General features: G+C 53.0%; 28 protein-coding genes and 1 pseudogene. 1 reads left to right on the forward strand and 28 read right to left on the reverse strand.

Features of this window, described 5'->3' with window-relative positions:
* The 24 genes and pseudogenes from ABE504_RS04595 to ABE504_RS04710 form a co-directional block, all read right to left on the reverse strand.
* Positions 1–1,032 (reverse strand): annotated as a pseudogene (locus tag ABE504_RS04595) (hypothetical protein); the annotation flags it as partial.
* Between the two features lie 57 nt (positions 1,033–1,089).
* Entirely contained in the window at positions 1,090–1,743 is a 654-nt protein-coding gene (locus ABE504_RS04600) for a ribonuclease HII (RefSeq protein ID WP_430085144.1), read from the reverse strand.
* 212 nt (positions 1,744–1,955) lie between these two features.
* Complete coding sequence (gene ylqF, locus ABE504_RS04605) at positions 1,956–2,816, reverse strand: ribosome biogenesis GTPase YlqF (RefSeq protein WP_430085147.1); 861 nt, start codon at positions 2,814–2,816, stop codon at positions 1,956–1,958.
* A 12-nt stretch (positions 2,817–2,828) separates the two neighbouring features.
* On the reverse strand, positions 2,829–3,443 hold the full coding sequence (lepB, locus tag ABE504_RS04610) for a signal peptidase I (protein ID WP_430085150.1): 615 nt from the start codon (positions 3,441–3,443) through the stop codon (positions 2,829–2,831).
* Positions 3,444–3,579: 136 nt separating this feature from the next.
* Complete coding sequence (gene rplS, locus ABE504_RS04615) at positions 3,580–3,921, reverse strand: 50S ribosomal protein L19 (protein WP_126142274.1); 342 nt, start codon at positions 3,919–3,921, stop codon at positions 3,580–3,582.
* Positions 3,922–4,089: 168 nt separating this feature from the next.
* Positions 4,090–4,863, reverse strand: a complete 774-nt coding sequence (trmD, locus tag ABE504_RS04620) for a tRNA (guanosine(37)-N1)-methyltransferase TrmD (protein ID WP_430085153.1) — start codon at positions 4,861–4,863, stop codon at positions 4,090–4,092.
* Complete coding sequence (gene rimM / locus ABE504_RS04625) at positions 4,860–5,375, reverse strand: ribosome maturation factor RimM (RefSeq protein ID WP_430085155.1); 516 nt, start codon at positions 5,373–5,375, stop codon at positions 4,860–4,862. Before rimM ends, trmD begins: the two co-directional genes overlap by 4 nt.
* A 79-nt stretch (positions 5,376–5,454) precedes the next feature.
* The gene (locus tag ABE504_RS04630) at positions 5,455–5,685 is read right to left on the reverse strand and encodes a KH domain-containing protein (protein ID WP_126142277.1); all 231 of its coding nucleotides are present in this window, start codon (positions 5,683–5,685) and stop codon (positions 5,455–5,457) included.
* A gap of 26 nt (positions 5,686–5,711) precedes the next feature.
* Positions 5,712–5,984 (reverse strand): 30S ribosomal protein S16, encoded by a 273-nt coding sequence (rpsP, locus tag ABE504_RS04635; protein ID WP_126142278.1) that lies wholly within the window; start codon positions 5,982–5,984, stop codon positions 5,712–5,714.
* A gap of 49 nt (positions 5,985–6,033) precedes the next feature.
* The gene (gene ffh / locus ABE504_RS04640; protein WP_430085159.1) at positions 6,034–7,398 is read right to left on the reverse strand and encodes a signal recognition particle protein; all 1,365 of its coding nucleotides are present in this window, start codon (positions 7,396–7,398) and stop codon (positions 6,034–6,036) included.
* Between the two features lie 30 nt (positions 7,399–7,428).
* Positions 7,429–7,779 carry a putative DNA-binding protein gene (locus ABE504_RS04645; RefSeq protein ID WP_430085162.1) on the reverse strand — a complete coding sequence of 117 codons (351 nt, stop codon included), beginning with the start codon at positions 7,777–7,779 and terminating at the stop codon, positions 7,429–7,431.
* A gap of 81 nt (positions 7,780–7,860) precedes the next feature.
* Positions 7,861–8,850 carry a signal recognition particle-docking protein FtsY gene (gene ftsY, locus ABE504_RS04650; RefSeq protein WP_430085165.1) on the reverse strand — a complete coding sequence of 330 codons (990 nt, stop codon included), beginning with the start codon at positions 8,848–8,850 and terminating at the stop codon, positions 7,861–7,863.
* Positions 8,851–8,883: 33 nt separating this feature from the next.
* The gene (gene smc / locus ABE504_RS04655; protein ID WP_430085168.1) at positions 8,884–12,459 is read right to left on the reverse strand and encodes a chromosome segregation protein SMC; all 3,576 of its coding nucleotides are present in this window, start codon (positions 12,457–12,459) and stop codon (positions 8,884–8,886) included.
* Positions 12,460–12,561: 102 nt separating this feature from the next.
* Positions 12,562–13,263, reverse strand: a complete 702-nt coding sequence (rnc, locus tag ABE504_RS04660) for a ribonuclease III (RefSeq protein ID WP_126142283.1) — start codon at positions 13,261–13,263, stop codon at positions 12,562–12,564.
* A 61-nt stretch (positions 13,264–13,324) separates the two neighbouring features.
* The gene (gene fabF / locus ABE504_RS04665; protein ID WP_430085171.1) at positions 13,325–14,560 is read right to left on the reverse strand and encodes a beta-ketoacyl-ACP synthase II; all 1,236 of its coding nucleotides are present in this window, start codon (positions 14,558–14,560) and stop codon (positions 13,325–13,327) included.
* Between the two features lie 95 nt (positions 14,561–14,655).
* On the reverse strand, positions 14,656–14,889 hold the full coding sequence (gene acpP / locus ABE504_RS04670) for an acyl carrier protein (protein ID WP_126142285.1): 234 nt from the start codon (positions 14,887–14,889) through the stop codon (positions 14,656–14,658).
* Between the two features lie 84 nt (positions 14,890–14,973).
* Positions 14,974–15,714, reverse strand: coding sequence for a 3-oxoacyl-[acyl-carrier-protein] reductase (fabG, locus tag ABE504_RS04675; protein ID WP_430085174.1), 741 nt, complete (start codon positions 15,712–15,714; stop codon positions 14,974–14,976).
* On the reverse strand, positions 15,701–16,648 hold the full coding sequence (fabD, locus tag ABE504_RS04680; RefSeq protein WP_430085177.1) for an ACP S-malonyltransferase: 948 nt from the start codon (positions 16,646–16,648) through the stop codon (positions 15,701–15,703). The genes fabG and fabD overlap by 14 nt, the downstream gene beginning before the upstream one ends.
* A 48-nt stretch (positions 16,649–16,696) precedes the next feature.
* Entirely contained in the window at positions 16,697–17,683 is a 987-nt protein-coding gene (locus ABE504_RS04685) for a beta-ketoacyl-ACP synthase III (RefSeq protein WP_430085180.1), read from the reverse strand.
* Entirely contained in the window at positions 17,680–18,684 is a 1,005-nt protein-coding gene (gene plsX, locus ABE504_RS04690) for a phosphate acyltransferase PlsX (RefSeq protein WP_430085183.1), read from the reverse strand. Before plsX ends, ABE504_RS04685 begins: the two co-directional genes overlap by 4 nt.
* A complete protein-coding gene (gene fapR / locus ABE504_RS04695) occupies positions 18,668–19,279 on the reverse strand; it encodes a transcription factor FapR (RefSeq protein ID WP_430085185.1) in 612 nt (203 codons plus the stop codon). The genes plsX and fapR overlap by 17 nt, the downstream gene beginning before the upstream one ends.
* Before the next feature lie 117 nt (positions 19,280–19,396).
* The gene (rpmF, locus tag ABE504_RS04700) at positions 19,397–19,570 is read right to left on the reverse strand and encodes a 50S ribosomal protein L32 (RefSeq protein ID WP_126142291.1); all 174 of its coding nucleotides are present in this window, start codon (positions 19,568–19,570) and stop codon (positions 19,397–19,399) included.
* 43 nt (positions 19,571–19,613) lie between these two features.
* A complete protein-coding gene (locus tag ABE504_RS04705) occupies positions 19,614–20,123 on the reverse strand; it encodes a YceD family protein (RefSeq protein ID WP_430085189.1) in 510 nt (169 codons plus the stop codon).
* Positions 20,124–20,194: 71 nt separating this feature from the next.
* Positions 20,195–21,337 carry a SepM family pheromone-processing serine protease gene (locus tag ABE504_RS04710; protein ID WP_430085192.1) on the reverse strand — a complete coding sequence of 381 codons (1,143 nt, stop codon included), beginning with the start codon at positions 21,335–21,337 and terminating at the stop codon, positions 20,195–20,197.
* A 94-nt stretch (positions 21,338–21,431) separates the two neighbouring features.
* Here ABE504_RS04710 and ABE504_RS04715 point away from each other — a divergent pair, with 94 nt between their 5' ends.
* The gene (locus ABE504_RS04715) at positions 21,432–22,679 is read left to right on the forward strand and encodes a nucleoside recognition domain-containing protein (RefSeq protein WP_430085195.1); all 1,248 of its coding nucleotides are present in this window, start codon (positions 21,432–21,434) and stop codon (positions 22,677–22,679) included.
* A gap of 17 nt (positions 22,680–22,696) precedes the next feature.
* On the opposite strand, the gene coaD is transcribed toward ABE504_RS04715, so the two are convergent.
* The 4 genes from coaD to ABE504_RS04735 form a co-directional block, all read right to left on the reverse strand.
* Positions 22,697–23,209 carry a pantetheine-phosphate adenylyltransferase gene (gene coaD, locus ABE504_RS04720; protein ID WP_430085198.1) on the reverse strand — a complete coding sequence of 171 codons (513 nt, stop codon included), beginning with the start codon at positions 23,207–23,209 and terminating at the stop codon, positions 22,697–22,699.
* Positions 23,210–23,214: 5 nt separating this feature from the next.
* Positions 23,215–23,778, reverse strand: coding sequence for a 16S rRNA (guanine(966)-N(2))-methyltransferase RsmD (gene rsmD / locus ABE504_RS04725; protein ID WP_430085202.1), 564 nt, complete (start codon positions 23,776–23,778; stop codon positions 23,215–23,217).
* Between the two features lie 285 nt (positions 23,779–24,063).
* Positions 24,064–24,522, reverse strand: coding sequence for a YbjN domain-containing protein (locus ABE504_RS04730; RefSeq protein WP_430085205.1), 459 nt, complete (start codon positions 24,520–24,522; stop codon positions 24,064–24,066).
* Between the two features lie 57 nt (positions 24,523–24,579).
* The gene (locus tag ABE504_RS04735) at positions 24,580–25,695 is read right to left on the reverse strand and encodes a hypothetical protein (protein WP_430085208.1); all 1,116 of its coding nucleotides are present in this window, start codon (positions 25,693–25,695) and stop codon (positions 24,580–24,582) included.
* Positions 25,696–25,721: the final 26 nt, after the last annotated feature.

A 25,721-nucleotide genomic window follows, 5' to 3' on the forward strand; every position in this document is an offset into this window, starting at 1 on the left:
GGGTTCGCCCTGCGCCTGCGGCTCCGCACTGCGCGCCGGAGCCGGCTCGGGCGCGGCCGCCCGCTGCGCGGTGGCGGCCTGCGATTCTGCCGCCGGCTTCGCCATGGCGGCGGGGGCGTCCTCCTGCGGCGGCGACGCAGCCGCAGGCACAGCCTCGCCCACCGGCGAAGCCGCGGGCGTCAAAACCGCAGCGCCGCCCGCAGGGGCGCTGCTGCCAGGCGGCGCCTGTGGCACAGGCGCCGCTTCAACCGAGCCCCGCGTGCGCAGCAGCGGGGCCAGACCATCCGCCGCCTCCTGCGCAGCAGGAGGCGTCACAACCCCCTCAGCGGCGCCTCCATGACCGCGCGGCGCCACGCCCTCCACCGCTGCGGAAGCCGTCCGCAGCTCCTTGAGCACCGCGACCACCTGCTTCGCGGTCTCCGCGGCAGGATGGTCCGGCTGCGCCTCAATCAGCGCGTTGGCCTGCTGCTCAAGCTGGTCCAACACCTGCCCCGCCGGCGGCCCGCTGATGACCTGCTTGAGCGCAGCAACCGTCGCCGGCGTGACCGGCAAATTTTTCTTCGCGGCCAGCACAGCCGCTTCCAGCCAAGCTTCTTTGGACTCGCCTTCCGGAACGGCCTGCATCACCTGCTCGAAAGCCCGGACATTCTCCTTCGTCACAGGCACTGATTCCTTTTGCATCGTCTGCACCATGTTTCGCGTCGTCAGACTGTCTTTCACTTCAAAATCCTGCAGCAAATCCCCTAGCGAATCCTCAGAAATTTGCACGTTAGAGTTCATAAGCGGCTTCAATAAAATTTGACCACCGTTTGATTCAGGCTGAACTTGCAGCATCGTGACATCGCCTTGTTTCAAAGGCGTCTCAAGCTTCGCCCGCACCTGGACGCCGCCGATATTCAGCATCGCCTCCTGATCGCTCAGCAATTGGAGGACAACCCCTTTGACAATTTGCCCGACCTTGAGCTCCAAAGTTTTGGAATCCGCTGCCGTTAAATCGCCGACCAAGCTGCGGATCAATCCACTGATATTCATACTGCTCACCTCGACTTGTCCACTTATGTATGTTATCGGCAAGCGCCTCGCATTTCGTTATAACACTTCAAATATATCGAATTCGAGCTGTTCCCCGGCTTTCTCCGTTTGCTTCTCCGCTTCCGCCATAATATTGCGGATAAACAGCTTTCGGTGCAGCGGCGTCGGCCCATAGCGCAGCAGCATCTCCCTATGGTGTTTCGTGCCGTAGCCTTTATGTATAGCAATGCCGTATTCGGGATACATCTCGTCCCACGAAGCGCACATGCGATCCCTCGTCACCTTCGCGATAATGGAAGCAGCGGCAATCGATTGGCTTAACGCATCTCCATGCGTAATCGCTGTCTGCGGCAGCTCCAGATCGACCTTCTCCGCATCGACCAATAAATAGTCCGGCTTCAGCCCCATCTGTTCCACCGCTAGCTTCATTGCAAGGCGCGCCGCCTGCTTTATATTTAAGGTCTCGATGCCTTCCACACTGACAACGCCGACACCGACCGCGAGTGCCTCCTCCATAATCTGCGCATACAAAGCTTCTCGCTTTTTCTCGGACAGCTTCTTGGAATCATTCACGCCCTCCAACACATGCCCCTTCGGCAAAATCACAGCCGCAGCCACAACATCTCCGAACAAGCAGCCTCGGCCGACTTCGTCAATGCCTGCAACCATGTGGAATCCTTGTGACCACACGCCTTTTTCATAGTCCAGCACCGGTCTCTCCCCTTTCCGTTTCCCCATTATATAGGATGAGTGCCAAAGCAAGCCATACCATTTTTATGTAATCAAAGATAAACGACTTCGCCGTACTTTCAAGGACGTGAGGTTTACTTATGGCATAGAACCACTTCGAGGATATACTTTGCTGATATGCTAAAAAACAAAGAACCCAAAGCCTCAGCCTTGGGTCCTTCCCCTACATCTTACTATGGCTTTTCCAGCGAAATCCGCCCCAGCTTGCCTGCGCGCAAATCCCGAATAATGATCAACGAAGCTTTGTCGAGATCGACCCGACCACCGGAGACAATCGCGCCGCGTTTGCGTCCGATCGCTTCCATCACTTTGACCATCTCTTGCACATCTTCCATGTCCTCAGGAAGCTCGATCCCCCCGAAGCGTTCTTGTAAGCCCGCACTGTAATGCTCCACCATATAGGTGATCACGAAAAGCGCAATTTCATCCAAATGCAGCAGCTCTTCCTTGATCGCGCCGGTGGCCGCAAGCCGTTTGCCTACCATTTGATCCTCAAACTTCGGCCACAAAATCCCCGGCGTATCGAGCAGATCCATCTCCGTTCCCACTTTAATCCACTGCTGGCCTTTCGTCACACCCGGCTTGTCTCCGGTTGCGGCGATCTTTTTGCCTGCGAGCTGATTGATCAGCGTCGATTTGCCGACGTTCGGAATGCCGACGATCAAAGCGCGAACCGCGCGGGGATTGATGCCTTTGCGAAGCTGGCTCTCAATTTTGTGCGCCCACAGCTGTTTTACCCGCGGCAAAATCTCTTTCACGTTCGTGCCCGAAGCCGCATCAATCGGCAGCGCCGGATGGCCTTGATCCGCAAAGTAGTTCACCCACTCCGCCGTCACCTTCGGATCGGCCAAATCCGTTTTATTCAGCAGCACTAGCCTTGGCTTGCCGTGCAGAATCTCATCCACCATCGGGTTCCGACTGGACAGCGGAATGCGGGCGTCCAAGAGCTCGATCACGACATCGATCAGCTTAAGCTTTTCCTCGATTTGTCGGCGAGCCTTGGTCATATGTCCCGGAAACCATTGAATGGTCATTCGTTATTCACCTCAAAAATGTATCCAACTAATTTTATTCAGCGGCCAGAAAATCACTTCGGCCCGGCCGACAATCTTCTTGAACGGCACGAAGCCAACACTGCTTGTCCGGCTGTCTTTCGAATTCGGACGGTTGTCCCCCATCGCAAAAAGTTCCCCCTCTGGCACCTTCGTTTCCGGGAAATCTTTCAGCGTATTGTAAGGATGTCCTTCCTTCACTGCCTGATCGATAGCGGCTTGAATATATGGCTGTGCCAACTCTTCGCCGTTAATGTACACCTTATCTCCCGCTACCTTCACCGTCTCGCCAGGGAGTGCAATGACGCGTTTGATATAATCTTTGCCTTCCGGCGCATGGAAAACAATTACTTCTCCGCGCTTCGGATCGCGCACATCATACAAAATTTTGTTGACGATCAGCCGCTCGCCGGTAAAGAAATTCGGATGCATGGAATCCCCGTCCACAATAAATGGCGAAAACAACAACCAACGAATAATAATAACCAGCACACCTGCAATGATTAACGCTTTAATCCATTCCCACGTCTCGTTCTTGGCTGCCGCCGGTTTCGCTTCGCCCGCGGCTGCCGGCTGGTTCGTTTGCTGCAAATGCTCATTTTGTTCCATTACGGACTGCCTCGCTTCCAGATAAGGTGATAGTTGCGTTCACATTACTGCTAGTATGTACAACAAGGACCTTAGGCTTCCCTGTCAAAGACCCTAAAAATGAAAAGGAGACTTGCGAACAAGCCCCCCATTTGTCTTATCGAATTTCTTTGATTCTAGCTGCTTTACCGCGAAGACCGCGCAGGTAATAAAGTTTCGCACGACGAACTTTACCACGGCGAGCCACTTCGATTTTCTCAAGTCTTGGAGAATGCAGTGGGAAAGTTCTTTCCACACCTACACCGTAAGAAATTTTACGAACGGTAAACGTTTCGCTAATTCCACCGCCGTGACGTTTGATAACAACGCCCTCGAACAACTGGATACGCTCACGGGAACCCTCGATTACTTTTACGTGTACTTTCAGAGTGTCGCCTGGACGGAAACTTGGAATATCCGAACGAAGCTGCTCTTTAGTAATCTCTTGAATAAGATTCATAGTTGACTCCCTCCTTCCACACAGGTGTTCATTCCGCCAATTCATCATGTATAGTCATAGTTGCGATGCGTAGAGGACCACCGGACTCAAACATTGTGGAAAAATCCACAACAAAATATATAATATCATAGGCGAATCATAATAGCAATAGAAAATCTTTGAATAGATTTATTCCGCTTGCTCAGCCTTGGCTGCTTTCTCTTTTTCCCATTCTGCAAGCCACGCCTTCTCCTGCTTTGAAAACTCCCTGCCAGCAAGCAAGTCCGGCCTGCGCTCCAAGGTGCGGATCAGCGACTCCCGAGCCCGCCACTTTCGCACATTCTCATGATGGCCGGAAAGCAGCATGTCAGGCACTTCCCAGTCCCTGAACTTCGCTGGACGCGTATAATGCGGATATTCCAGCAGTCCCGTCGAAAAGGAATCCGTCACCGCCGACATTTCGTTGCCGAGCACGCCCGGCAGCAGCCGGACGACGCTGTCGATAACCACCATGGCAGGCAGTTCTCCGCCAGTAAGCACGTAATCCCCAACGGATAGCTCGTCCGTCACCAGATACTGCCGTATGCGCTCGTCGTAGCCCTCGTAGTGACCGCAAATAAATACGAGATGCTGCTCAGACGACAGCTCCTCCGCCTTTTTCTGCGTAAACGTTTCACCTTGCGGACATAAGAGAATTACACGCGGCTTGATAGGCGCACCTTCGGCATCCGCTACAAACGGCAAATCTTCGACCGCACCAAAAATCGGCTCCGGCTTCAGCACCATGCCACCCCCGCCGCCATATGGGTAATCGTCAACCGTATTGTGTTTATTGTTCGCGTAATTGCGAAAATTCACCGTGTTCAGTTCAACAATGCCTTTATCGCGCGCTTTCCCCAAAATGCTGGACGAGAATACACCATCAAACATTTCGGGAAACAGCGTCAATACATCGATTTTCATTCCATTAATCCTTCCATCAGATGAATCCGAATCGTCTTATTCGGCACATCCACGTCGAGCACCACATCATCAATGACCGGAAGCAACAGTTCTTTGCCTTTCCCTAAGGACACCACCCACACATCGTTTGCGCCAGGCGTCAAGATCTCTGAAATTTCCCCAAGCTCACGGCCTTCTTCGGTCACTACTTTGCAGCCGATGATTTCGTGGTAATAATATTCGCCTTCTTCAAGCGGCTGCTGATGCTTGCCCTCGATTTTGAGCAGAGCGCCTTTAAACTTCTCCACATCGTTGATGTTGGAAAACTGTTCAAACTGCACGATAAACACATTTTTATGTAAGCGGGACGTTTTCACCGTCACCGGCGTTTGCACATTTTTCGCATCGACAATAATCAATTCGCTGCCTTTATCAAATCGCTCCGGAAAATCCGTCTCCGGCACGACCTTCAGTTCGCCGCGGATGCCGTGGCTGTTTACGATTTTGCCTACCGTTTTAAGTGATTCCGTCATGACCCCTGCCCAACCTCCACTATAAATTCCTTGCGACCATATAAGAAAAAGGCTAGGAGCGAGATCCTAACCTTACTTCTTATGACACAATCTCAACGGAAACCCGTTTCGTTTCTTTCACTGCTGCTGACGTGACCACAGTGCGGAGCGACTTCGCAATCTTCCCTTGCTTGCCGATGACTTTCCCGACATCGTCGGGATGAACCGAAAGCCGGTATTCGATCTTGTCGTCCTTCTCCACGGCCGTGACACGTACTTCTTCCGGATGATCAACAAGAGCCTTAGCAATTACGGTGATAAGATCCTTCATGAAACCACCCTCCGAAAGATAACAGATTACTTCTGCAATTTCAGCTCGTGAAATTTAGTCATCAAACCTGCTTTGGAGAACAGGCTGCGAACTGTATCGGACGGTTGAGCGCCAGTTTGAAGCCATTTCAGCGCTTTCTCCTCATCAAGAACTACAGCTGCTGGTTGAGCAATTGGGTTATAAGTTCCGATTTCTTCGATAAAACGACCGTCACGCGGGGAACGGGAATCCGAAACCACCACACGGTAGAAAGGCGCTTTGTGAGCACCAACACGTTTAAGACGAATACGTACTGCCATTGTAAAATTCACCTCCTACATAGAATTCAAAGTCGTCTTTCGACTTTTATTAAAAAGGAAATTTAAAGCCTTTCCCTTTGCCAAGCTTTTTCAAGTTTTTGGCGCCTTTCGGCCCCATCATGCCGGAGAACTGCTTCATCATTTTGCGCATATCTTCGAATTGCTTGATGAACCGGTTCACTTCCTGTACGGAGTTGCCGCTGCCGAGGGCGATCCGTTTGCGGCGGGAAGGATTGAGCAGCTCAGGCTTGCGTTTCTCGTCCGTCGTCATCGATTTCACAATCGCTTCGACGCGTGCCATCTGCTTATCGTCAACCTTCATGTCCTTCATGCCTTTGATCTTGTTGGCACCCGGGAGCATTTCCAGAATCTGATCCAACGGCCCCATCTTCTTCACTTGCTCCATCTGGTCAAGGAAGTCTTCAAAGGTAAATTCGGCGGTCCGCATTTTGCGTTCCATCTCTTTCGCCTTCTCCATGTCGATGCCAGCCTGCGCCTTCTCAATCAACGTCAGCATGTCGCCCATGCCGAGAATCCGCGATGCCATCCGATCCGGGAAAAACGGCTCCAGTGCATCCATCTTCTCGCCGCTTGCCACGAACTTAATCGGGCATCCGGTGACCGCTTTAACAGACAGTGCGGCGCCGCCGCGCGTATCGTTGTCGAGCTTGGTCAGCACGACACCGGTCAGCTCCAACTGCTGATGAAAGCTTTCCGCAACATTGACCGCGTCTTGCCCAGTCATCGCGTCCACAACGAATAAGATTTCATCCGGATTCGTCGCTGCTCGCACGTTTTTGAGCTCGTCCATTAAGGGCTCGTCGATGTGCAGGCGTCCCGCGGTATCGATAATCACATAATCGTGGCCGTTCGCTTTTGCGTGCTCAATGCCTGCTTTCGCAATCTCAACAGGGTTCACCTGATCGCCGAGTGAGAACACCGGCACTTTCAACTGCTCGCCGAGCACCTGAAGTTGCTTGATCGCTGCCGGGCGGTAGATATCACACGCCACCATCAGCGGACGGTGATTTTGCTTCTGCAGCATTTTCGCCAGTTTGCCTGACGTTGTCGTCTTACCGGCCCCTTGCAAACCCGCCATCATAATGACTGTCGGCGGACGGTTGGAGCGCGCCAGCTTGCTTTGGGAGCCGCCCATCAGTGCGGTAAGCTCCTTGTTCACAATATCGATGACGACCATGCCCGGTGTGAAAGACTTCATCACTTCTTGCCCGATCGCCTGTTCTTTCACTTTCGCAATAAAGTCTTTCACTACTTTAAAGTTAACGTCCGCTTCAAGCAGTGCCAGCCTTACTTCGCGAAGCGCTTCGCCTACATCCTCTTCCGTCAGCTTCCCTTTGCTTCGCAGTTTACCGAAAACATTCTGAAGCCGGTTCGCTAATCCTTCAAATGCCATGCGCTTCACCTCCTGACCATGAGTACGGATTTAACCGATGCCAACAATTGTATCAAAAAGCTCCGCCGCTTTCCTCTGCAGCCCGGGCTCACAGTCGCCGAGCACCTCGGTCAGCGTCTCGCGAAGCTTCATTCGCTGTTCATGCTTATGTAGCAGCTGCAGCTTCCGCTCATAGTCCAGCAGCGTCGTCTCAGCGCGTTTAATATGCTCGTAAACCGCCTGGCGAGAGATCGCAAAATTCTCTGCAATTTCGCCAAGGGAGTAATCATCATGAAAATACAGTTGTAGAAACGTGCGCTGTTTCTCGGTCAAGAGCGGTTCGTAAAAATCAAACAGCAGGTTGACGCGATTCGTTTTCTCAAGCATTTGATCGATCGTCATGATCCACCTCCGTAAAGGTTGCACACTTGACACCAGCACAACAGAACCTATCATACTGAATTCCAGAATGAATGTCAAGCATTATACCTTGTCAGCAGAATCTCCCATCCATTTGCCGAATAACGCATGCACAAATTGCTCCGAATCAAACGCTTGTAAGTCATCCATTTTCTCGCCGAGACCGACGAATTTGACCGGAAGGCTCAGCTCTTGGCGAATCGCCACGACGATGCCGCCTTTAGCCGTACCGTCCAGCTTGGACAGCACAAGACCCGTCAGACCTGCTTTTTCCCCGAAGATCTTCGCTTGGCTCAGCGCGTTCTGACCCGTCGTCGCGTCCAGCACTAGAATGACCTCATGCGGCGCTTCCGGAATTTCACGTTGAATAACGCGGTAAATTTTGTTCAGTTCTTCCATGAGATTGACTTTGTTCTGCAAGCGTCCTGCGGTATCGCACAGCAAAATATCGACGCCGCGCGTCTTTGCCGCTTGTACCGCGTCATACATGACCGCTGCCGGGTCAGCACCCGACTGCTGTTTGATGACGTCGACGCCCACGCGCGTGCCCCACGTCTCAAGCTGCTCGATCGCCCCGGCACGAAACGTATCGCCCGCGGCCATAAGCACCTTTTTGCCTTGAGACTTGAACATGTGTGCCATTTTGCCAATCGTTGTCGTCTTACCGACACCATTCACACCGACGAACAGGATGACGGTCAAGCCGTTAGGGTTCAGATTCAACCCGGCATCCTGATCTCCTTTGAGAAGTTCAATCAGCTTCTCAGAAAGAATTGGCTGCAGCTCGGACGGATCCTCGATCTTGCGCTTCTTCACTTCCGCGCGCAGCTGGTCAATCAGCTCAAGCACCGTATTCACACCAACATCGGCACCGATCAAAATTTCTTCCAGTTCTTCATAGAAATCCTCGTCGATTTTTTTGCGGCGGGAGAACAGATCATCCACCCGATCAACAAATGCATCCCGCGTCTTTGCCAAACCGTCTTTAAACTTATTGGTAACGGCTTCCGCCTTCCCGGCGATGCTTTCCTTTAATCTTTTAAAAAAACTCATAGCTCCTCCTGCTTCCATCCCCGTAATAATCTCCTATGATGCGGTCATTTCCGCTTCTTCATCTTCCAGGCGCACCGAAACCAGCTTGGATACGCCGCCTTCTTGCATCGTGACGCCGTACAACACATCCGCTTCCTCCATCGTACCTTTCCGGTGCGTGACGACGATAAACTGCGTCATTTCCGAGAATTCACGTAAGTATTCCGCAAAACGGGACACGTTCGCTTCGTCCAATGCCGCCTCGACCTCGTCCAGCACGCAGAACGGCACCGGCTTCACGCGGATGATCGAGAAGAGCAGCGCAATCGCCGTCAAAGCGCGTTCGCCCCCGGAGAGCAGCTGCAAGTTTTGCAGCTTTTTGCCTGGTGGCTGCGCCACGATTTCAATGCCGGTGTCCAACAAGTTGTCCGGCTCCGATAAGATCAGGTCCGCCCGACCGCCGCCGAACAGTTTGGCGAATACGACGCCGAAATGCGAGCGAATCTCGTCAAACGTCGTTTTGAACCGCTTGGACATCTCTTGGTCGATCTCGCGAATGACCTGATACAACGTCGTCTTCGCTTCAATCAGATCGTCCTTCTGGGCAGCGAGGAACTCATAACGTTCCGACACCCGGGCGAACTCGTCGATCGCACCAAGGTTCACCTCGCCGAGCGACGCGATTTCGCGCTTCAGCTCGCGCACTTTATTTTGCGTACCGATAATGTCTTCCGGCACTGGGTAGCGCAGCTTCGCGAGCTCGTAGCTCAATTCATATTCTTCGCCGAGCTTTTTGAGCAAGTTCTCGAGCTCCACATCGAGGCGTGTTACCCGCACTTCGGTCTGGCGAAGGCTCTCTTCGACCTGTTTCAGCTGCGTCCGCTGCGTCCGGGTCTCATTCTCGCCCTGCTCCAGCTTGAGCAGCCAGTCCGCGCGTTCCGCTCGCTTGAAATCGATGCTTTCCGAGCATTGCTGCTTCCGCAGCTTCAAGTCGTTCAAAAGCTCGATCTGCGCGACGGTTTCCAGCTCCAGCGCCGCCATATCATCTTCCAGCTGCTGCATGAGGCCGCGGTTCACTTCGATTTCCCGTTCCGCTTCGGACAAGTCCGTTTGCAAACGACGCTGCTGATCCTGCAAGGAATGCTTCTCCTGTGTGATCGACGCCACTTTTACTTTCAAATCCGTGAGCTGGCCTTGCAACTCTTCTTTGGCCGACTCGCTGGCTTTCCGCGAGCTTTCGGCATCACGAATCGCCTGTTGGAGCGAAGCTTCTTCCTGCTGCAATTCCGCCAGCGCCGCTTCCGCTTCCTCCTTCTTCCGGGCAAAATCCTTCTGCTCCTCGATCAGCGCGTTCCGGTCCTGGCTGTCCAGCGACAGTTGCTCTTCCACAGTACGGCTCTCGGATTCGAGTGGGTTCAACTCGGCGCGGATCTGCTGCTCGGTGATACGCTGCTGCTCGCCTTGCTGACGAAGCTGCTCCACCTTCATCATCTCTTCCGCGATTTCCCGCTTGAGCTGGCCGGTTTGGCCGCGCAAGCCGCTGAGCTGCGTTTCAGAGCTCTTGATCTCCGTGTCCAACTCTTCGACTTGGCGCTGACGTCCCAGGAGGTTCGCCGTTTTCTTCTGTAAGCTTCCCCCAGTCATCGAACCGCCGGGATTAACAACGTCACCCTCGAGCGTCACGACACGGTAGCGGTACTGCGCTTTCGCCGCAATATGGTTCGCATCCTCCAACGTCTGCGCCACCACGACATTGCCGAGCAAACTGGAGAAAATATTGTGATACTTGTTATCAAATTCAACCAGATTCACAGCAATGCCTACGAAGCCGCGCGCCGCCTTGAGCGTGCCAATCTCATGCTCCGAAATGGAGCGGCCGCGAATGACATTCATCGGCAGGAACGTCGCCCGTCCCATTTGCCGGCGCTTCAGGAAAGCAATCGCTTCCCGCCCGTCGGCTTCTGTTTCGACGACGATGTTCTGGAGCGCTGCGCCGAGCGCCGTCTCAATCGCAATCTCCACGTGCTGAGGCACCTTCACGAGTTCGGCAACCGCGCCGCGAATGCCTCGCAGATCGCCGCGGGCTTTGGCCTTGAGCACCTCTTTGACCCCTTGCATAAAGCCATCGTAGTCGTTCGCCATTTCCTTCATCGTATCGCGGCGGGAGATCAGGCTGTCCAGCTTCTGCTCCCACTTGCGCACCATGCCGAGGGCATCGTCCAAGAGGCCCTGCTTCGTTTTGAGCGCTTGCGTAATGGCGACGTACTGCAGGCGCGCTTCTTCAATCTCGTGGACAGTCGCTTCGAGCTTACCTGTCAGCTCCTGTCTGCGAAGCACGATCTGCTCCCTCTGACCTGCCCACTTCTGCCGCTCATCGTCCAGCCGCTCCAGCCGCCGGGAGATCGATTCCATCTGCTGCTCCGCATAGCGAATCTCGTTGCGGGACTGCGCCATTTTGTTCAGCGTCTCCAACAGTTCGCCCTTCAACTGCTCTTCCGGTGACGCGTTAATCCCGCCGCTGACGCCTTGCAACCTCTGCTCTTCCGCCGTCAGCTTCGCCTGGAATTCAAACAGCTGTGCGCCGATGCTAATGATTTTCTCCCGATGCTTGTTCAGCTCAGATTCTTTATCCAGCTTCCGCTGCTCTTGCAGGGCAATCGTGCTGCTTAATTGTTGATGATTCGCGGCGTAGTTCTTTTTCCGCTCTTTGAGCACCTCGCCGTGTCCTTCGCACTTCTCGAACTCTTCACTCAGCGTAAGCAGGCTTTCCTGCAGCGTCTCCAGCTCTTCCTCCAGCCTGCGGGACTCCATACGGTGCTTCTCCAGCTGAGCATCGTGCGTGCTTACAATCGTCGACAACTCCAGCTGTTCCTGCGTCAGCTTGTCCAAAAGCGCTTTCGCTTCGTTCCACGAAGCATAAATCTGCTCGATTTGGTGAACATACATCGAAATCTCATTACTCTTCAGCGTTTCACGCAGCGCTTTATACCGCGTCGCCTTCTCCGCCTGATCCCGCAAAGGTTCAAGCTGATCCTCGAGCTCTGAAACCAAATCGTGAATCCGCAGCAGATTCTGCTCGGTGTCGTTCAGTTTCTTTTCCGCTTCGCGCTTGCGCGATTTATACTTGACAATACCGGATGCTTCCTCAAAAATGCCCCGGCGATCTTCAGACTTCGTACTCAAAATCTCTTCAATCCGGCCCTGTCCGATAATGGAATACGCCTCTTTCCCGATGCCCGTATCCATGAACAGCTCGGTAATATCTTTGAGACGGCAAGGCTGCTTGTTGATCAAATACTCGCTCTCTCCGCTGCGATGCACCCGCCGGGTGACCGTCACTTCCGAGAAGTCCAGCGGCAGCGATTGGGAGGCATTATCAAGCGTCAACGACACTTCCCCGTAGTTCACGGCGCGCCTAGCATCGCTCCCGGCAAAGATGACGTCTTCCATTTTACCGCCGCGCAGCGACTTCGCGCTTTGCTCCCCGAGCACCCAACGGATCCCGTCCGAGATATTGCTTTTTCCACTTCCATTCGGACCTACAACAGCGGTAATCCCGCGAACAAATTCCAGCTCCGTCCGGTCTGCGAAAGATTTAAACCCGGATAACTCGATCCGTTTCAAAAACATGGTCTCACCTCAACCGTATTGTACCATAACCCTTGGCAAAAGCAGAGAGCCGCAGGCGCGAAAAAAAATAAAAGAAGCGGCCGCAGCCGCCCCTTTCTCGCACTATCTCTGTACTGTCACGTTCAGCTTCGACAGGGCGCCAGCCGCTGCCTGCTGTTCCGCTTCTTTCTTGGAGCGACCCGCTCCCGTACCCAGCAGTTCGCTGTCCATATGCACCTCGGCGACGAATTCGCGCTCATGCGCAGGTCCGCGCTCATTGACAATGCGATATTCCAGTGTCCCCATGCTGTGATGCTGTACGTACTCTTGCAATTGCGTTTTATAATCGATGACGAGCAGTTTGCCTTCCGTGGACAGTTTGCTGAATACATGCGTTTTCAGAAACGATTTGACCACATCCAGCCCTTGATCGAGGTACAGCGCACCGACGAACGATTCGAATACGTCCGCGAGCAGCGCCGGTCTCGAGCGGCCGCCTGTCAGTTCTTCTCCTTTGCCCAGCAGCACGTAAGCGCCAAAATCTAAATCTTCCGCAAACGTCACGAGCGAAGGCTCGCACACAATGGAAGCCCTCAGCTTCGTTAATTCGCCTTCTGTACGCCCCGGGTATGAATCATATAAAAATTCCGAAACCGTCAACTCCAGCACGGCGTCTCCCAGAAATTCCAATCGCTCGTTGTCTTTATGTCCCGCGATGCGATGCTCGTTGACGTAAGATGAATGGGTAAATGCCTGCCTTAGCAGATCCGACCTCCGAAAAGTAATGCGAATCGCTTTCTGCAGCTCTCTAATATCACGGTTCATTGCTTTGAATCACCACCCCGAGAGACTGATATTGGGTTATCTTTCTTCGCAGGAAGGTAAATTATGCTTCAAACTTTTTGAGCACGATCGTTGCGTTGTGACCGCCGAAGCCAAAGGAGTTGGACATCGCGATCTTCACATTCGCTTCACGGGCAACGTTCGGCACGTAATCCAGGTCACACTCCGGATCTTGATTGTCGATGTTGATGGTCGGCGCGATGGTGTTGTTGGCAATCGACAGCCCACAGATGACCGCTTCTACACCGCCGGCAGCGCCGAGCAGATGGCCTGTCATCGATTTCGTCGAGGACACCGCTACTTTGGAAGCGTACTCGCCCAGCGTCTTCTTGATCGCCGTCGTTTCGGATTTGTCACCGACAGGCGTCGAGGTGCCGTGTGCATTGATGTAAGTAACGTCTTCTGGCGAGATGCCTGCGTCCTTGATCGCCCGCTTCATGCAGCGAGCTGCGCCGTCCGGATCCGGATCTGTCATGTGGTAAGCGTCACCGCTCATGCCGTAGCCGATCACTTCCGCATAGATGCGTGCGCCGCGTTTTTGCGCGTGCTCCAATGTTTCCAACACGAGGATGCCTGCCCCCTCGCCCATGACGAATCCGTCACGGTCGACGTCAAATGGACGGCTTGCCTTGGTCGGCTCTTCGTTACGTGTTGACATCGCTCTCAAAGCGCAGAATCCTGCCACCCCAATCGGCGTAATTGTCGCTTCCGCACCGCCGCAGATCATCACGTCGGCATCGCCGCGCTGCAAAATTTTGAACGAATCGCCAATGGAATGCGTACCGGTAGCGCACGCCGTAACCGCCGTCGAGTTCGGTCCTTTCGCTCCTGTGATCATCGACACTTGGCCGGATGCCATGTTCGCGATCATCATCGGGATAAAGAACGGCGATACACGCTTCGGTCCTTTTTCCAGCAAAATGCGGTGCTGCTCTTCCCATGTGCCCAGACCACCGATGCCAGAGCCCACAGACACGCCTACGCGCTCTGGATCAGCGTCTTCCGCAACATTGAGATTCGCATCTTTTAAGGCGTTCAGCGCGCCTGCAACAGCAAACTGTACGAAACGGTCCATGCGGCGCGCTTCTTTACGGTCTACATAATTTTCGATATTAAAATCTTTGATCTCCGCCGCAATTTGCGTCGGGTATTCGCTGACATCAAAATTCTCAATGCGGCTTACGCCGGATTTGCCGGAAGTCAAATTACCCCAGAATGTATCCAAATCTTGACCGAGGGCCGTCACAACGCCCATACCTGTAATGACAACTCTGTTCATTTGTACCATCCTTCTATGTAGTGAGACATTATTATTATTCATGCTGAGAATGGAGAGAAGTCCCGTCTTGATTAGCAACGGGACTCGGTAGACTATTACGTATGAGATTTTATGTAATTCGTAACTTCTCCTACTGTCGTAATCTTCTCAGCGTCTTCATCGGAAATTTCTAAATCGAATTCATCTTCTAATTCCATTACCAATTCCACTACATCGAGAGAATCAGCACCTAGATCTTCTTTGAAAGATGCTTCGAGGGTGACTTCAGATTCATCAACCCCTAGACGATCGACTACAATTCGTTTAACACGATCCAATACGTCGGACATCCGGTTCACCTCCTCTTTGGTATTATACGAGAATCTTTGACAGATTGCCAGTAGGCAAATTTTCAGATTCTCATTTTCATTCTCTTACATGTACATACCGCCATCCACGTGCAATGTTTGGCCTGTCATATAGGAGGCGTCGTCGGAAGCCAAGAAGCGGACGACCTTCGCAATCTCCTCAGGCTGCCCAAGGCGTTCCAGTGGAATACCTTTCAGCATTTGCTCCTTGAGCTCAGGAGACAGCTTGTCAGTCATGTCTGTTTCAATAAAGCCTGGAGCCACCGCATTCACGGTAATGCCACGGGAAGCGAGTTCCTTCGCCGTCGCCTTCGTGAGGCCAATGACGCCTGCTTTGGCTGCTACATAGTTGGCTTGACCCGGGTTGCCGAGCACGCCGACTACAGAAGATATATTGATAATTCGACCGGAGCGCTGCTTCATCATCGGACGCGTCACCGCTTTGACGCAGTTAAAGACGCCTTTCAGATTCGTCGCGATCACTTGATCGAACTCTTCTTCCTTCATGCGCATGATTAGATTGTCTCTCGTTATGCCTGCATTATTCACAAGAATATCGATTTTTCCAAATGTTTCTATCGTTTGCTTGACCAAATCTTCGGATTCCTGATAGGAGCTGACATCGGCGCGCAGCTTGATCGCTTTGCGGCCCATCGCTTCAATCGCGGCAACCACCTCGCTGGCGGCTCCTTCGCTGCCTGCGTAGTTCACAACGACGTCCGCCCCATGCTCTGCCAAATGCAGGGCAATGGCACGGCCAATCCCGCGGGAAGCGCCAGTGACTAACGCTACTTTACCCGTTAACATGCTGCTCCACCTCCAAATACTTGTTCAACGCTTCCAGACTGCCGATCGAGACCGTTTTGACGGATTTGTCGACCTTCTTGATCAGTCCGGCAAGCACTGCACCCGAGCCCAGCTCGATAAACGTATCGACGCCTTCGCCGATCAAGTACGCAATGGTGTCTTCCCATAATACAGGGGAATACACTTGCTCCACAAGCAGCCCCCGGATTTCTTCCGGCTGCGTCACCTCGCGCGCCGTCACGTTCGCGACGACCGGCACGGCTGCCGGCTGCATGTCCACCGCAGCGAGCACGCTAGCCAGTCGCTCGGAAGCCGGCTTCATGAGGGACGAATGAAACGGCCCGCTCACTTCGAGCGGAATCGCGCGTTTCGCGCCCGCTTCTTTGCAGCGCTCGACGACCGCTGCCACGCCTTCCTTGCTGCCCGAGACAACGATCTGTCCCGGGCAGTTCACGTTGGCGAGCTCCACGACGGAACCGCCTGCTGTGATCGCCGTGCACAGGGCTGCCAGCGCTTCGCGCTCCGCCCCCAGCACGGCGGCCATGGCGCCCAGGCCGCCGGGGACGGCCTGTTCCATGAACTCGCCGCGGGCCCGCACGGTGCGGATCGCGTCTTCGAACCCGAGCGCGCCCGCCGCGACGAGCGCGCTGTATTCGCCCAGACTATGTCCAGCGACATAGTCGGGCGAGATGCCCGCAGCCTTGAACGCCTCCAAACAAGCGATGCTTGTTGTGAGGAGGGCCGGCTGCGTGTTGTAGGTGATTTTCAGCTGGTCGTCAGGCCCCTGAAAAATCACCTCGGACAAAGACAAGCCCAGCGCTTCGTCCGCGCGGTCAAAGTAAGCCTTCGCCGCAGGCTGGGCATCGTACAAATCTTTCCCCATGCCCACGAACTGCGAACCTTGTCCAGGAAATACAAATGCGATTTTACCCATACGAGAAAAGGATCCCCTTCCACGATTGTCGTTAATGTAATCAGTACACTACCACACGATGGCAGATGCGCCCCACGTCAAGCCGCCGCCAAAGCCAACCAGTACGACGCGGTCGCCTTCTTGAAGCCTGCCCTGTTCGACAGCCTCGGCCAGCGCCACCGGGATGGAGGCCGCCGACATATTGCCATATTTATCAATGTTGATCATACATTTATCTTCCGATAATTCCAAGCGGTTCAGGGAAGATTGAATAATTCGCGTGTTCGCTTGATGCGGCACAAGCAAGTCGATGTCCGACTTGTCCCACCCAGCTTTGCGAAGCGCTTCGTCCGCCGCGTTCCCCATAATGCGGACCGCGAACTTGAACACCTCGGCACCGGCCATGTAGATGTAATGCAAACGCTGATCTACCGAAGTGTGCGAAGCCGGGTTGCGCGATCCGCCCCCTTCGATCTTGAGCAGCGGACCGCCTGTCCCGTCAGCCCCCAGTTCAAACGACTGGAAGCCGCGGCCTTCTGGAACTTGTCCGATCACAACGGCGCCTGCGCCGTCGCCGAACAAAATGCACGTATTGCGGTCGGTATAATCCGTGATTTTGGAAAGACTATCTGCACCGATAACCAGCGCATACTTGTACATGCCGGTCGAAATGAAGTTTGTTGCGTTCGCAAGCCCGTAGACAAAGCCCGAGCACGCCGCGGACAAATCGAAAGCTGCCGCTTTCTTCGCCCCGAGCTTCTCTTGCAAAATGCAGGCCGTCGACGGGAACGCCATGTCCGGTGTGATCGTCGCTACGATGATCAGATCGAGCTGATCGGCCGTAATGCCTGCGCTGTCCAGCGCTTTGAGCGCCGCTTCATAGCACAAGTCAGACGTCGCCTGGTTGTCGGCTGCGATCCGTCTCTCGCGGATGCCCGTACGCGTCACGATCCACTCGTCATTCGTCTCGACCATCGATTCCAGTTCTTTATTCGTCAAAATGCGGTCCGGCACATATTTGCCGGTACCGAGTACACCAACTGGTAGTAGGCTCATGATTCCATATCTCGCTTCCCGCGGCTGATTTCGGCAGAAATAGTGCCGACCAAATCTTTTTGCAAAGCAATTCTTGCTTGACGCACAGCATTATAGATGGCATAGGCGTCCGAAGAGCCGTGGCTCTTCAGCACAAGTCCGTCCAAACCTAGGAACGGCGCTGCGCCATGCTCGGTGTAATCCATCTTTTTACGGAACTTTGTTAGTCCCGGTTTCAAAATCGCCGCCGCCAGCTTCGAGAACAGCGTCTTCGTAAACTCCTGCTTCAGCGCCGAGAAGATGGCTGAGGCAGCGCCTTCCAGCGTTTTAAGCATAATGTTGCCCGCAAAGCCATCGCAGACAATCACATCGCATGACGCCCTCAGGACCTGCGAAGATTCGACATTACCCACAAATTCGATAGGGGCTTGTTCCATTAAAGGATATGCCGCCTTCGTCAATTCATTCCCTTTAGCGGCCTCGGTGCCTACGTTCAAAAGTCCTACGCGTGGCTTCGCGATGCCGTGCACCTTCGCACGGTAAATGCTCCCCATAATCGCGTATTGCAGCAATTGCTCCGGCGTTGCATCCATGTTCGCGCCCAAGTCGAGCGCAAGCACACCGCTTCCATCCATCGTCGGCAGCATCGGCGCTAACGCCGGCCGCTCAATGCCCGGAATCCGGCCTACGACGAGCAGCCCCGTCGTCATCAAGGCGCCCGTATTGCCTGCCGAAATCATCGCCTCGGCTTCTTTCTCGCGAACCAGTTTGCCTGCCACGACCATCGATGCGTCTTTTTTCCGGCGTACGGCTTTGACCGGTTCATCGTCAGCTTCAATGACTTCCTCGGCGTGGCGAATCGTGATATTTGCCGGTTTTTCCGTCATATGCGACTCGATGGCCGCCTGATTGCCGACCAGGATAATATGTACGTCGTTCCACTCTTTGGCTGCCGCGATAGCACCCTCCACGACGACCTTAGGCGCATGATCACCGCCCATTGCATCAATCGCAATCCGCATGCAGCTTGTCCTCCCTGTCTAGATGCTCTTTCTTGGAATGGAAGATCACAAAATTGCCTCGGAACACCATTTCGTCCCCCACATACGAGAACACCTCAACTCTAGCCTTCCCTTTGGAAACGGAACGTACATAAGCTTTCGCGATGCACTTTTCTCCCAGCTTGACGGAGCGGATGAAGCGTATATCTGCCGAAGCGGTCAGCGCAATGGGATCGTTGATCACGGCTACCGCAAGCGAATTGGCTTGTGAAAAAATGTGATGTCCTCTGGCGATCTTCGTTCTTGAGAAAATATGATCTTCCTTAATTTCAAAAATGGAAATCCCGCTTTGATCCAATTGCAAATCAATGACTTCGCCAATGACTTCATCAATCGGCAGCGAGCGCACATGATCGTACGTCTTGACGGCCATATGCTTCATGCGTTCCCGAAGCTCGGGAATGCCAAGCTCTAATCGATCCAAGCGAACGGTCTGGATACTTACCCCAAACGTCCGCATCAACTCCTCATCCGTCATAAAAGGATTCGCTTCAATGGCTTGCAGCAGCCGCTGCTGCCTCTGCCGTTTCGGAAGTCGTTCGATGGTGAGCACCACCTTCTCGTGAGATCTCGTCTTATTACCAGATACTAAACTGTAGTATATTAAATTTGAGTTCAAAAAGAAAGCAAAAAAAATAGCACCTCACACTAGGATGAAGTACTATGTCAAAACTTATGCTTTTACGATCTCTCTGCCTTTGTAAGATCCGCAAGACTTGCACACGCGGTGCGCCAGCTTCAGTTCTCCACATTGTTCACATTTCACCATGCCTGGAACTTCCAGTCTGAAGTGATTACGGCGCTTGTCGCGACGAGTTTTGGACGTTCTTCTTTGAGGTACTGCCATATTCAAAACACCTCCTTCATCGAATATCGGGTGTGCGTGTTACCTATTCTTTGTTAAAAAAGTCCGCGAGACCTGCAAGCCGGGGATCAATCTTCTCCACCTTGCAGCCGCAATCGTGTTGATTGCGGTTTCCCCCGCACACGGGACAGAGACCTTTACACGCTTCGTCACAAAGTGGTATGTAAGGCAATCCGACCACTACATTCTCTACAACGTAAGGCTCAAGCTCTACTTTATCTCCCACCACCAGATGAATATCCTCGTCAAGATCGGGATCTTCCTCTTCCGGCTTCTGCATAAAGACTTCCTCGAACGGAAGTACGATTGTTTGGTTCGTGTGCGATAAGCATCGGGAACAGCTTAACTCTGCGTCTAACGTTAACGTGCCGTTAACTCTTACCTGCCCGTCTTCATACTCGGCATGAAGATCGGCCCGAATCGGTCCATGGCTCAGTATGTCCTGGCGGCCTTCAAAAGGCTCCTTCAAGTCCAAAACTTCGCTCAGCTGTTTTCGATTCGTTTTCAGCGCTAGCTCTTTAAAACGAAAATGCATATTTTTTCACCCCAAACAAACAAAAATTATTATATCCATTCAACATAGGTTTTGTCAATTTAAAATATCGGTTACTTGGTAGTTTGTTCCGATTTGGGAGGCAAATCTGCTAGATATTTGATCGCTTCCTCCATCGTGCCGATCTCGACGACCTTCATTTTTGTCTTGATTTGCTGTGCGCGTTTGACGGCATCGTCGTAATTGTTGATTTTCGTACCGTCAGGGTAAGTCCTGTTTTTCGGGGCGAAGAAAATATCCGCCTTCTCGCGGTCTGCCGCGATAATTTTGTGCTGAATACCGCCGATTGGCCCTACGGTGCCATCTGTTTCAATCGTACCGGTCCCTGCGATTCGGTAGCCTTTCGTGATATCGTCCGGAATGAGCTGGTTGTAGATTTCCAGTGAGAACATTAGGCCCGCGGATGGACCGCCGATCTCCCCGGCTTTAATCTCCACCTGCTGATCCGCAGACTCCGCCTTGACGGACTGCATGTCGGCCGGAACGACACCGATACCTGCCCGCGGCGTCCCGGTCTCGCCGGCTTGCTGAGGGAGCGTGCCAAGCGTCAGCGTCGTCTGCTGTTCCACTTTGTTTCGTTTGAACGAGATGGCCACCGTGTCGCCGGCTTTTTTGCCTTTTAACGCGTCCAGGAGGTCCTGTGAGACTTTAATGTCTTTCGCGTCGGCCTTGAGCAGTACGTCGCCCGGCTTGAGCGATTTCTCCCCTGACATGCCGGCTACCGTCTGCAGCACCATCACACCTTCATGCTCAATATGGTAAGGCACTTTCGCCTCTTTATAGGCCGCTTGAATCGCACTGGCCTGAGAGGTCAGCATGACATATTCCTGCCGCTGAGAATATTCCTGCTCAGACTCCCCTTTTTGCAGCACACTTGTCTTGGGCTCTATCTCTTCATACGGGTGCACCAGTCCGACCAAATAGCTCATCAAGTTGGCATCGGCCACACGAACCGTTGTGAGCATTAGAGTGCCTTGCTCCGCGCCTTGACTCTTCGGAATGGTGACCATCGGCTTTATTTCCTCTGCGGTCCCCGGCATAAAAATAAAATAAGGCAGCCGCACAAAAAACAGCGCATATAAAATCACGACGCCAACCAGCGCCGAAACTAAATACCGCCTAGTTGACGAACTTCTTGGATGACGATAGGATTCATTGGACCACGTGCGTACCGATTTCTCTTCTTCCTGCTCCATACAGGTTCCCCTTTCCTGCGCTTCCCTGCTTGGTCTAATCTCCTCTAATCCCGCGTACAATGAAGCAAGTTCGAAGGACGGAGTGATGGATGCGATGCAGTCTTTCAATACCAAAACCAAATCTCGAGCCACGACGGTCGTATTGGGCGCGCTCGCCGGTCTTGTCGTGGTCTCGATCGTCTTATTTCCGGACAAGGCCTTCCAGTCTTCCCTGGAGGGGCTGACCGTCTGGTGGAAGCTAGTTTTTCCCGCCTTGATGCCGTTCCTGATCATGACCGAAATGCTAATTGGCTTCGGCCTTATTCATGGAACAGGCATTCTTCTGGAGCCGCTCATGCGATTCATTTTCCGGCTGCCAGGCGTCAGCGGCTGGGCGCTAGCCTCCGGCTTTGTTGTAGGATTTCCTGCCGGGGCCAAAATTACCGCTTCGCTGCATGAAAAAAATCTCCTGTCCCGCAAGGAAACGGAACGTTTGACCGCGCTCTCGCATTTGTGCAGCCCGATTTTCCTCGTCATGGTCGTCGGGATCGGCTTTCTCCATAGCGCCAAGCTGGGCATCGTTCTGGCTGTCATTCATTACGCGTCGGCGCTGCTGACCGGCATCCTCATGCCCCGCGGCAAACGTGCGGAGGAGGAGCGCCTTGTGTTTCAACCCGTAAGCGGCCCTCTCTTAAAACGAGCGTTCTTCGCCATGCGCGAAGCGCACGCGGCCGACGGCCGCCCGTTCGGCAGACTGCTCGGCGATGCCACGACGTCCGCCGTGCAGACGATGATGCTGATCGGCGGCTATATGATGATTTTTTCCGTGCTCATCAATGTGATGACGATAGCGCATCTAACGGATGCGCTGCGCCCCGTTACACACGTCGTATTAAGCTCCTTACATGTGTATAGCGATACGGCCCCGGCCTGGATCAAGGGGTTCATGGAGATTCATCTTGGCGCGTATGCTTTTAGCCAAACGGAGCTGCCCTTGATTGGCCAAATGGCGCTGATCAGCGCATTTCTCGGCTGGGGCGGCCTCTCCGCCCATGCGCAAGTCGCCAGCATGCAGCACCGGTCCGGCGCGCGCTACCTTTTTTTCCTGCAATCCCGCATCTTGCATGCCGTACTTGCCTTCGTCATAACCGCGCTGCTCTGGTCTCCGCTGAAACTGCTCTTGCGGGACACACAGCCCAGCTTCTTGTGGCTTGATCCCGGCAGCCCCGCTTCCCCGCCGTTCCCCGTAAATGGTGAATCTGCGTGGAGCTTGTGGTGGCCGCTGCTGACCCAATTCGTTCTGGTGCTGCTCGTCATGCTGCTAATTTCGAGCGCTATTCGTTTCTTTCGAAAACAGCGATAATTCCGTCAGGATGTGTCTCAGGCTTTCGGATACTTTTCCTTCAACGCTTCTTCCACCTCAACCGGCACCAGGTCTTCTACAGGCCCGTGGAACCTGGCCACTTCCTTGACAATCGAAGAACTCAAATAAGAGAACTTCGGTTTGGACGTCATAAAAAACGTTTCAATATCCGAGTTCAATTTATGGTTCGTCGAAGCCATTTGCAGTTCATATTCAAAGTCAGACACCGCCCGCAGTCCGCGGACGACAAGATGAACATTGCGTTCCTTCATATAATTCACCAGCAGGTCGCGAAAGCCGTCCACTTCCACATTCGGCAAATCCTTCGTGACCTTCCGAATCAGTTCCATGCGCTCATCCAGCGTGAATAACGGATTTTTGGACGTATTGTTCAGCACCGCCACGATGAGCTTGTCAAATACTTTTGCCGCTCTATGTATAATATCCAAATGGCCGTTCGTTACCGGATCAAAACTGCCCGGATACACAGCCACGGTTATGCCGTGTTCGTCCCTTTTCAAGTTGCTCATCTCCTTCAGCTCGTCGGGCTTTCCCGTTTGTAAATCGTCACAGCCGTATCACCATAGTCGGCTCTGCGCATCATCCGGCACTGACCGATCATCTCGTCCAGATCATCCTTCGCATCGTGTTCCACCACGATCGTCGCCTGCTCTTCCAGCAGCGCCTGTTCCTCCATCGCGAGTATCAGCTCCGCAATGACCTTCATCTTATACGGTGGATCCAGAAAGACGAGCTCGAACTTCTGCGCTCTCTTGGCCAGCGCTTTGAGCGCCCTGGTCGCATCGGTCCGGTACACCTCCGCCTGCTCCTTCAGCCCGGTCGCCTGCAAATTGTGCTGTACCGTGTCGACACTCTTCTTCTCAATATCGGTAAAAACCGCCTTCGCCATCCCCCGGCTCAACGCCTCAATACCCAGCCCGCCGCTGCCCGCAAACAAGTCCAATGCCTGCCCGCCGTCAAAATAAGGCCCGATCATGCTGAAGATCGCTTCTTTCACCTTATCCGTTGTCGGCCTCGTGCTCATGCCGGGCACAGCTTTCAAGGCCCTGCCCTTGGCCGTGCCAGAAATCACTCTCATCCTGCGCCTATCCCCTTATGCAAATTCTTTCATACGCTATATCGTACCACATGCTCCTATCCGACACAAAAATTTTTCCAATCCCGATGTATAAATCTTCCGCAAATCGGCCATCCTTACATTATCGACATCAGAGGATGTCGTAGACAACCGCGGAGAAGGCTTACGTTTCCCCATAAGCTCTTCGTCCGGTTTCTCCTCTCCCATGAGGCGGCTGCGCAAGCAGTCGCCGTTATTATTTTTGCTAAAATATTAAAAGGTCCTAATTTAATTAGGACCTCTTTTTTATGAACGCAATTCAATTGCCTCTATAGCTTCAAGCGGGGATTGCTGACCTTGTATGACCATTTGAATGGCAGGAATGTATCGTCCCATCGTCACGACGTTGGGATAAACCAATTGCTTCAGCAAGCCTGATGTTAAGGACGCTTCCTTGAGATCAATGCTGGTTTTAAAACGGATCTCACCGTCATCCAGGTCCAACTCGAAATTGCCGATGATTAAGCCGAAGTTGGCACGAGTTAAAAATTCGGAAACAGCCGCCAGTCTTTCCTCAGGTACGTTGTCAGGATAAACCGAATAAAAAATAAATTGCCGTTGCTCCTCACGCGTTTGGGCAAAACAGTTCCACCGGGAGTTTGCTGCGGTCGAAACCAGTTTAATGACTGTTTGCCCCTCCAAACGGGAATAAGACCAATCTTCCGATTGAAAAAACTCCAATACGCTGCCTAACATTTCTTCCATTTTAGATTCTCCTTTGGGCGGGTCTCATTCGTTCACATTGGTTGTAAGGCTGCAGTCCTAGCTTCTACTGAAACTTTTCCCGGCATCCAAATCGTAATCGGTTCCTTCCCGCATTTTGGACAAATTCAGGTATTTTGAACCAAGAGCGCCACTCGAGAGCGCCGCTATAACTGTGGCATCGGAAATATCATATTTTTTCTGGAAAGCATTTTTCCAGCTTAACCACAGTGATCTAAAAGAAACTGCCTTCACTTTGTTAGGCTTTGTTGTGTCCCTGGTAAAGAAATAAGAATCGTTTTGCACATTGGCTGCGTGATTGCGGACGCACTGCCAGCGTGCTCCTTCCCCTGCAATCTTCGTATAGGCATCCAGATTTTTCTCCGCACCGCCTGCGGTAAGATCAATGATTTTAGCCTTATCTGCTTTATCATGCACATTGCTGAATTTTAGATTCCGGTAATGGCCTTTATCATCCATCTTCCCTGTAGCCTCGGCGTGCTCGGTACCACTGTCAAACATGGTGGGAACGCTGGCCGTGTCGGCATTTGTACTGTCGTAAATATTTTCGACATAACCAGTCCAGTTTTTGGCGTGCTGAAAGGAAAGCTCCAGGGTCTCCGTTTTGCTTGCGTGTTTAAACGGAATTTTAACGCCATAAAAGAAGGGATCGACTTTATTTAAGGTATCTTTATTCAGTTCCTCGCTGGGCTCCGTCCACTTGCTGTTAGAGTCTTTGCCCCATGTATTCGCAGCGTGTTCATCGACGCGTTTACCGACAATCGCATTCATCTCGCCGGATTTTTTCAACGCTTCCACTTTGCTTGCGGCCTCAGTTGGCGCTTCTGTTGTATAAAAATTTACCACGCGGCCATCCGTAACCAGCGCTCGGGTCCCGCTGTTTTCCATATTTGTGTTTAATCCCGCTTGTTCCAAATTTTTACGCTGTATGACGGTCGAGCTGCTTTGAGGAATATTGCGGCTTTCTAAAGGTCCGCTAGTGGAAGTAGATCTGAATAGCTGCGTCACCGCGCGGTTGCCGTACATTCTCTGAAGTTGTAAAACGCCCGAGGGAGATAAGGAAGGAGCTGCGTCTGCCGATGGTATAGCAGGCTGCGTGTTTTTCTCCGGTGAACCTGGCTTATGGCGGCTTGGATCATGGGAACGATGCAACATTATTCCTCCTGTTTCAAAACAAATGA

The sequence above is a fragment of the Paenibacillus oryzisoli genome (assembly GCF_050467285.1).
In the GTDB taxonomy this organism is placed as follows: domain Bacteria; phylum Bacillota; class Bacilli; order Paenibacillales; family NBRC-103111; genus Paenibacillus_E; species Paenibacillus_E oryzisoli_A.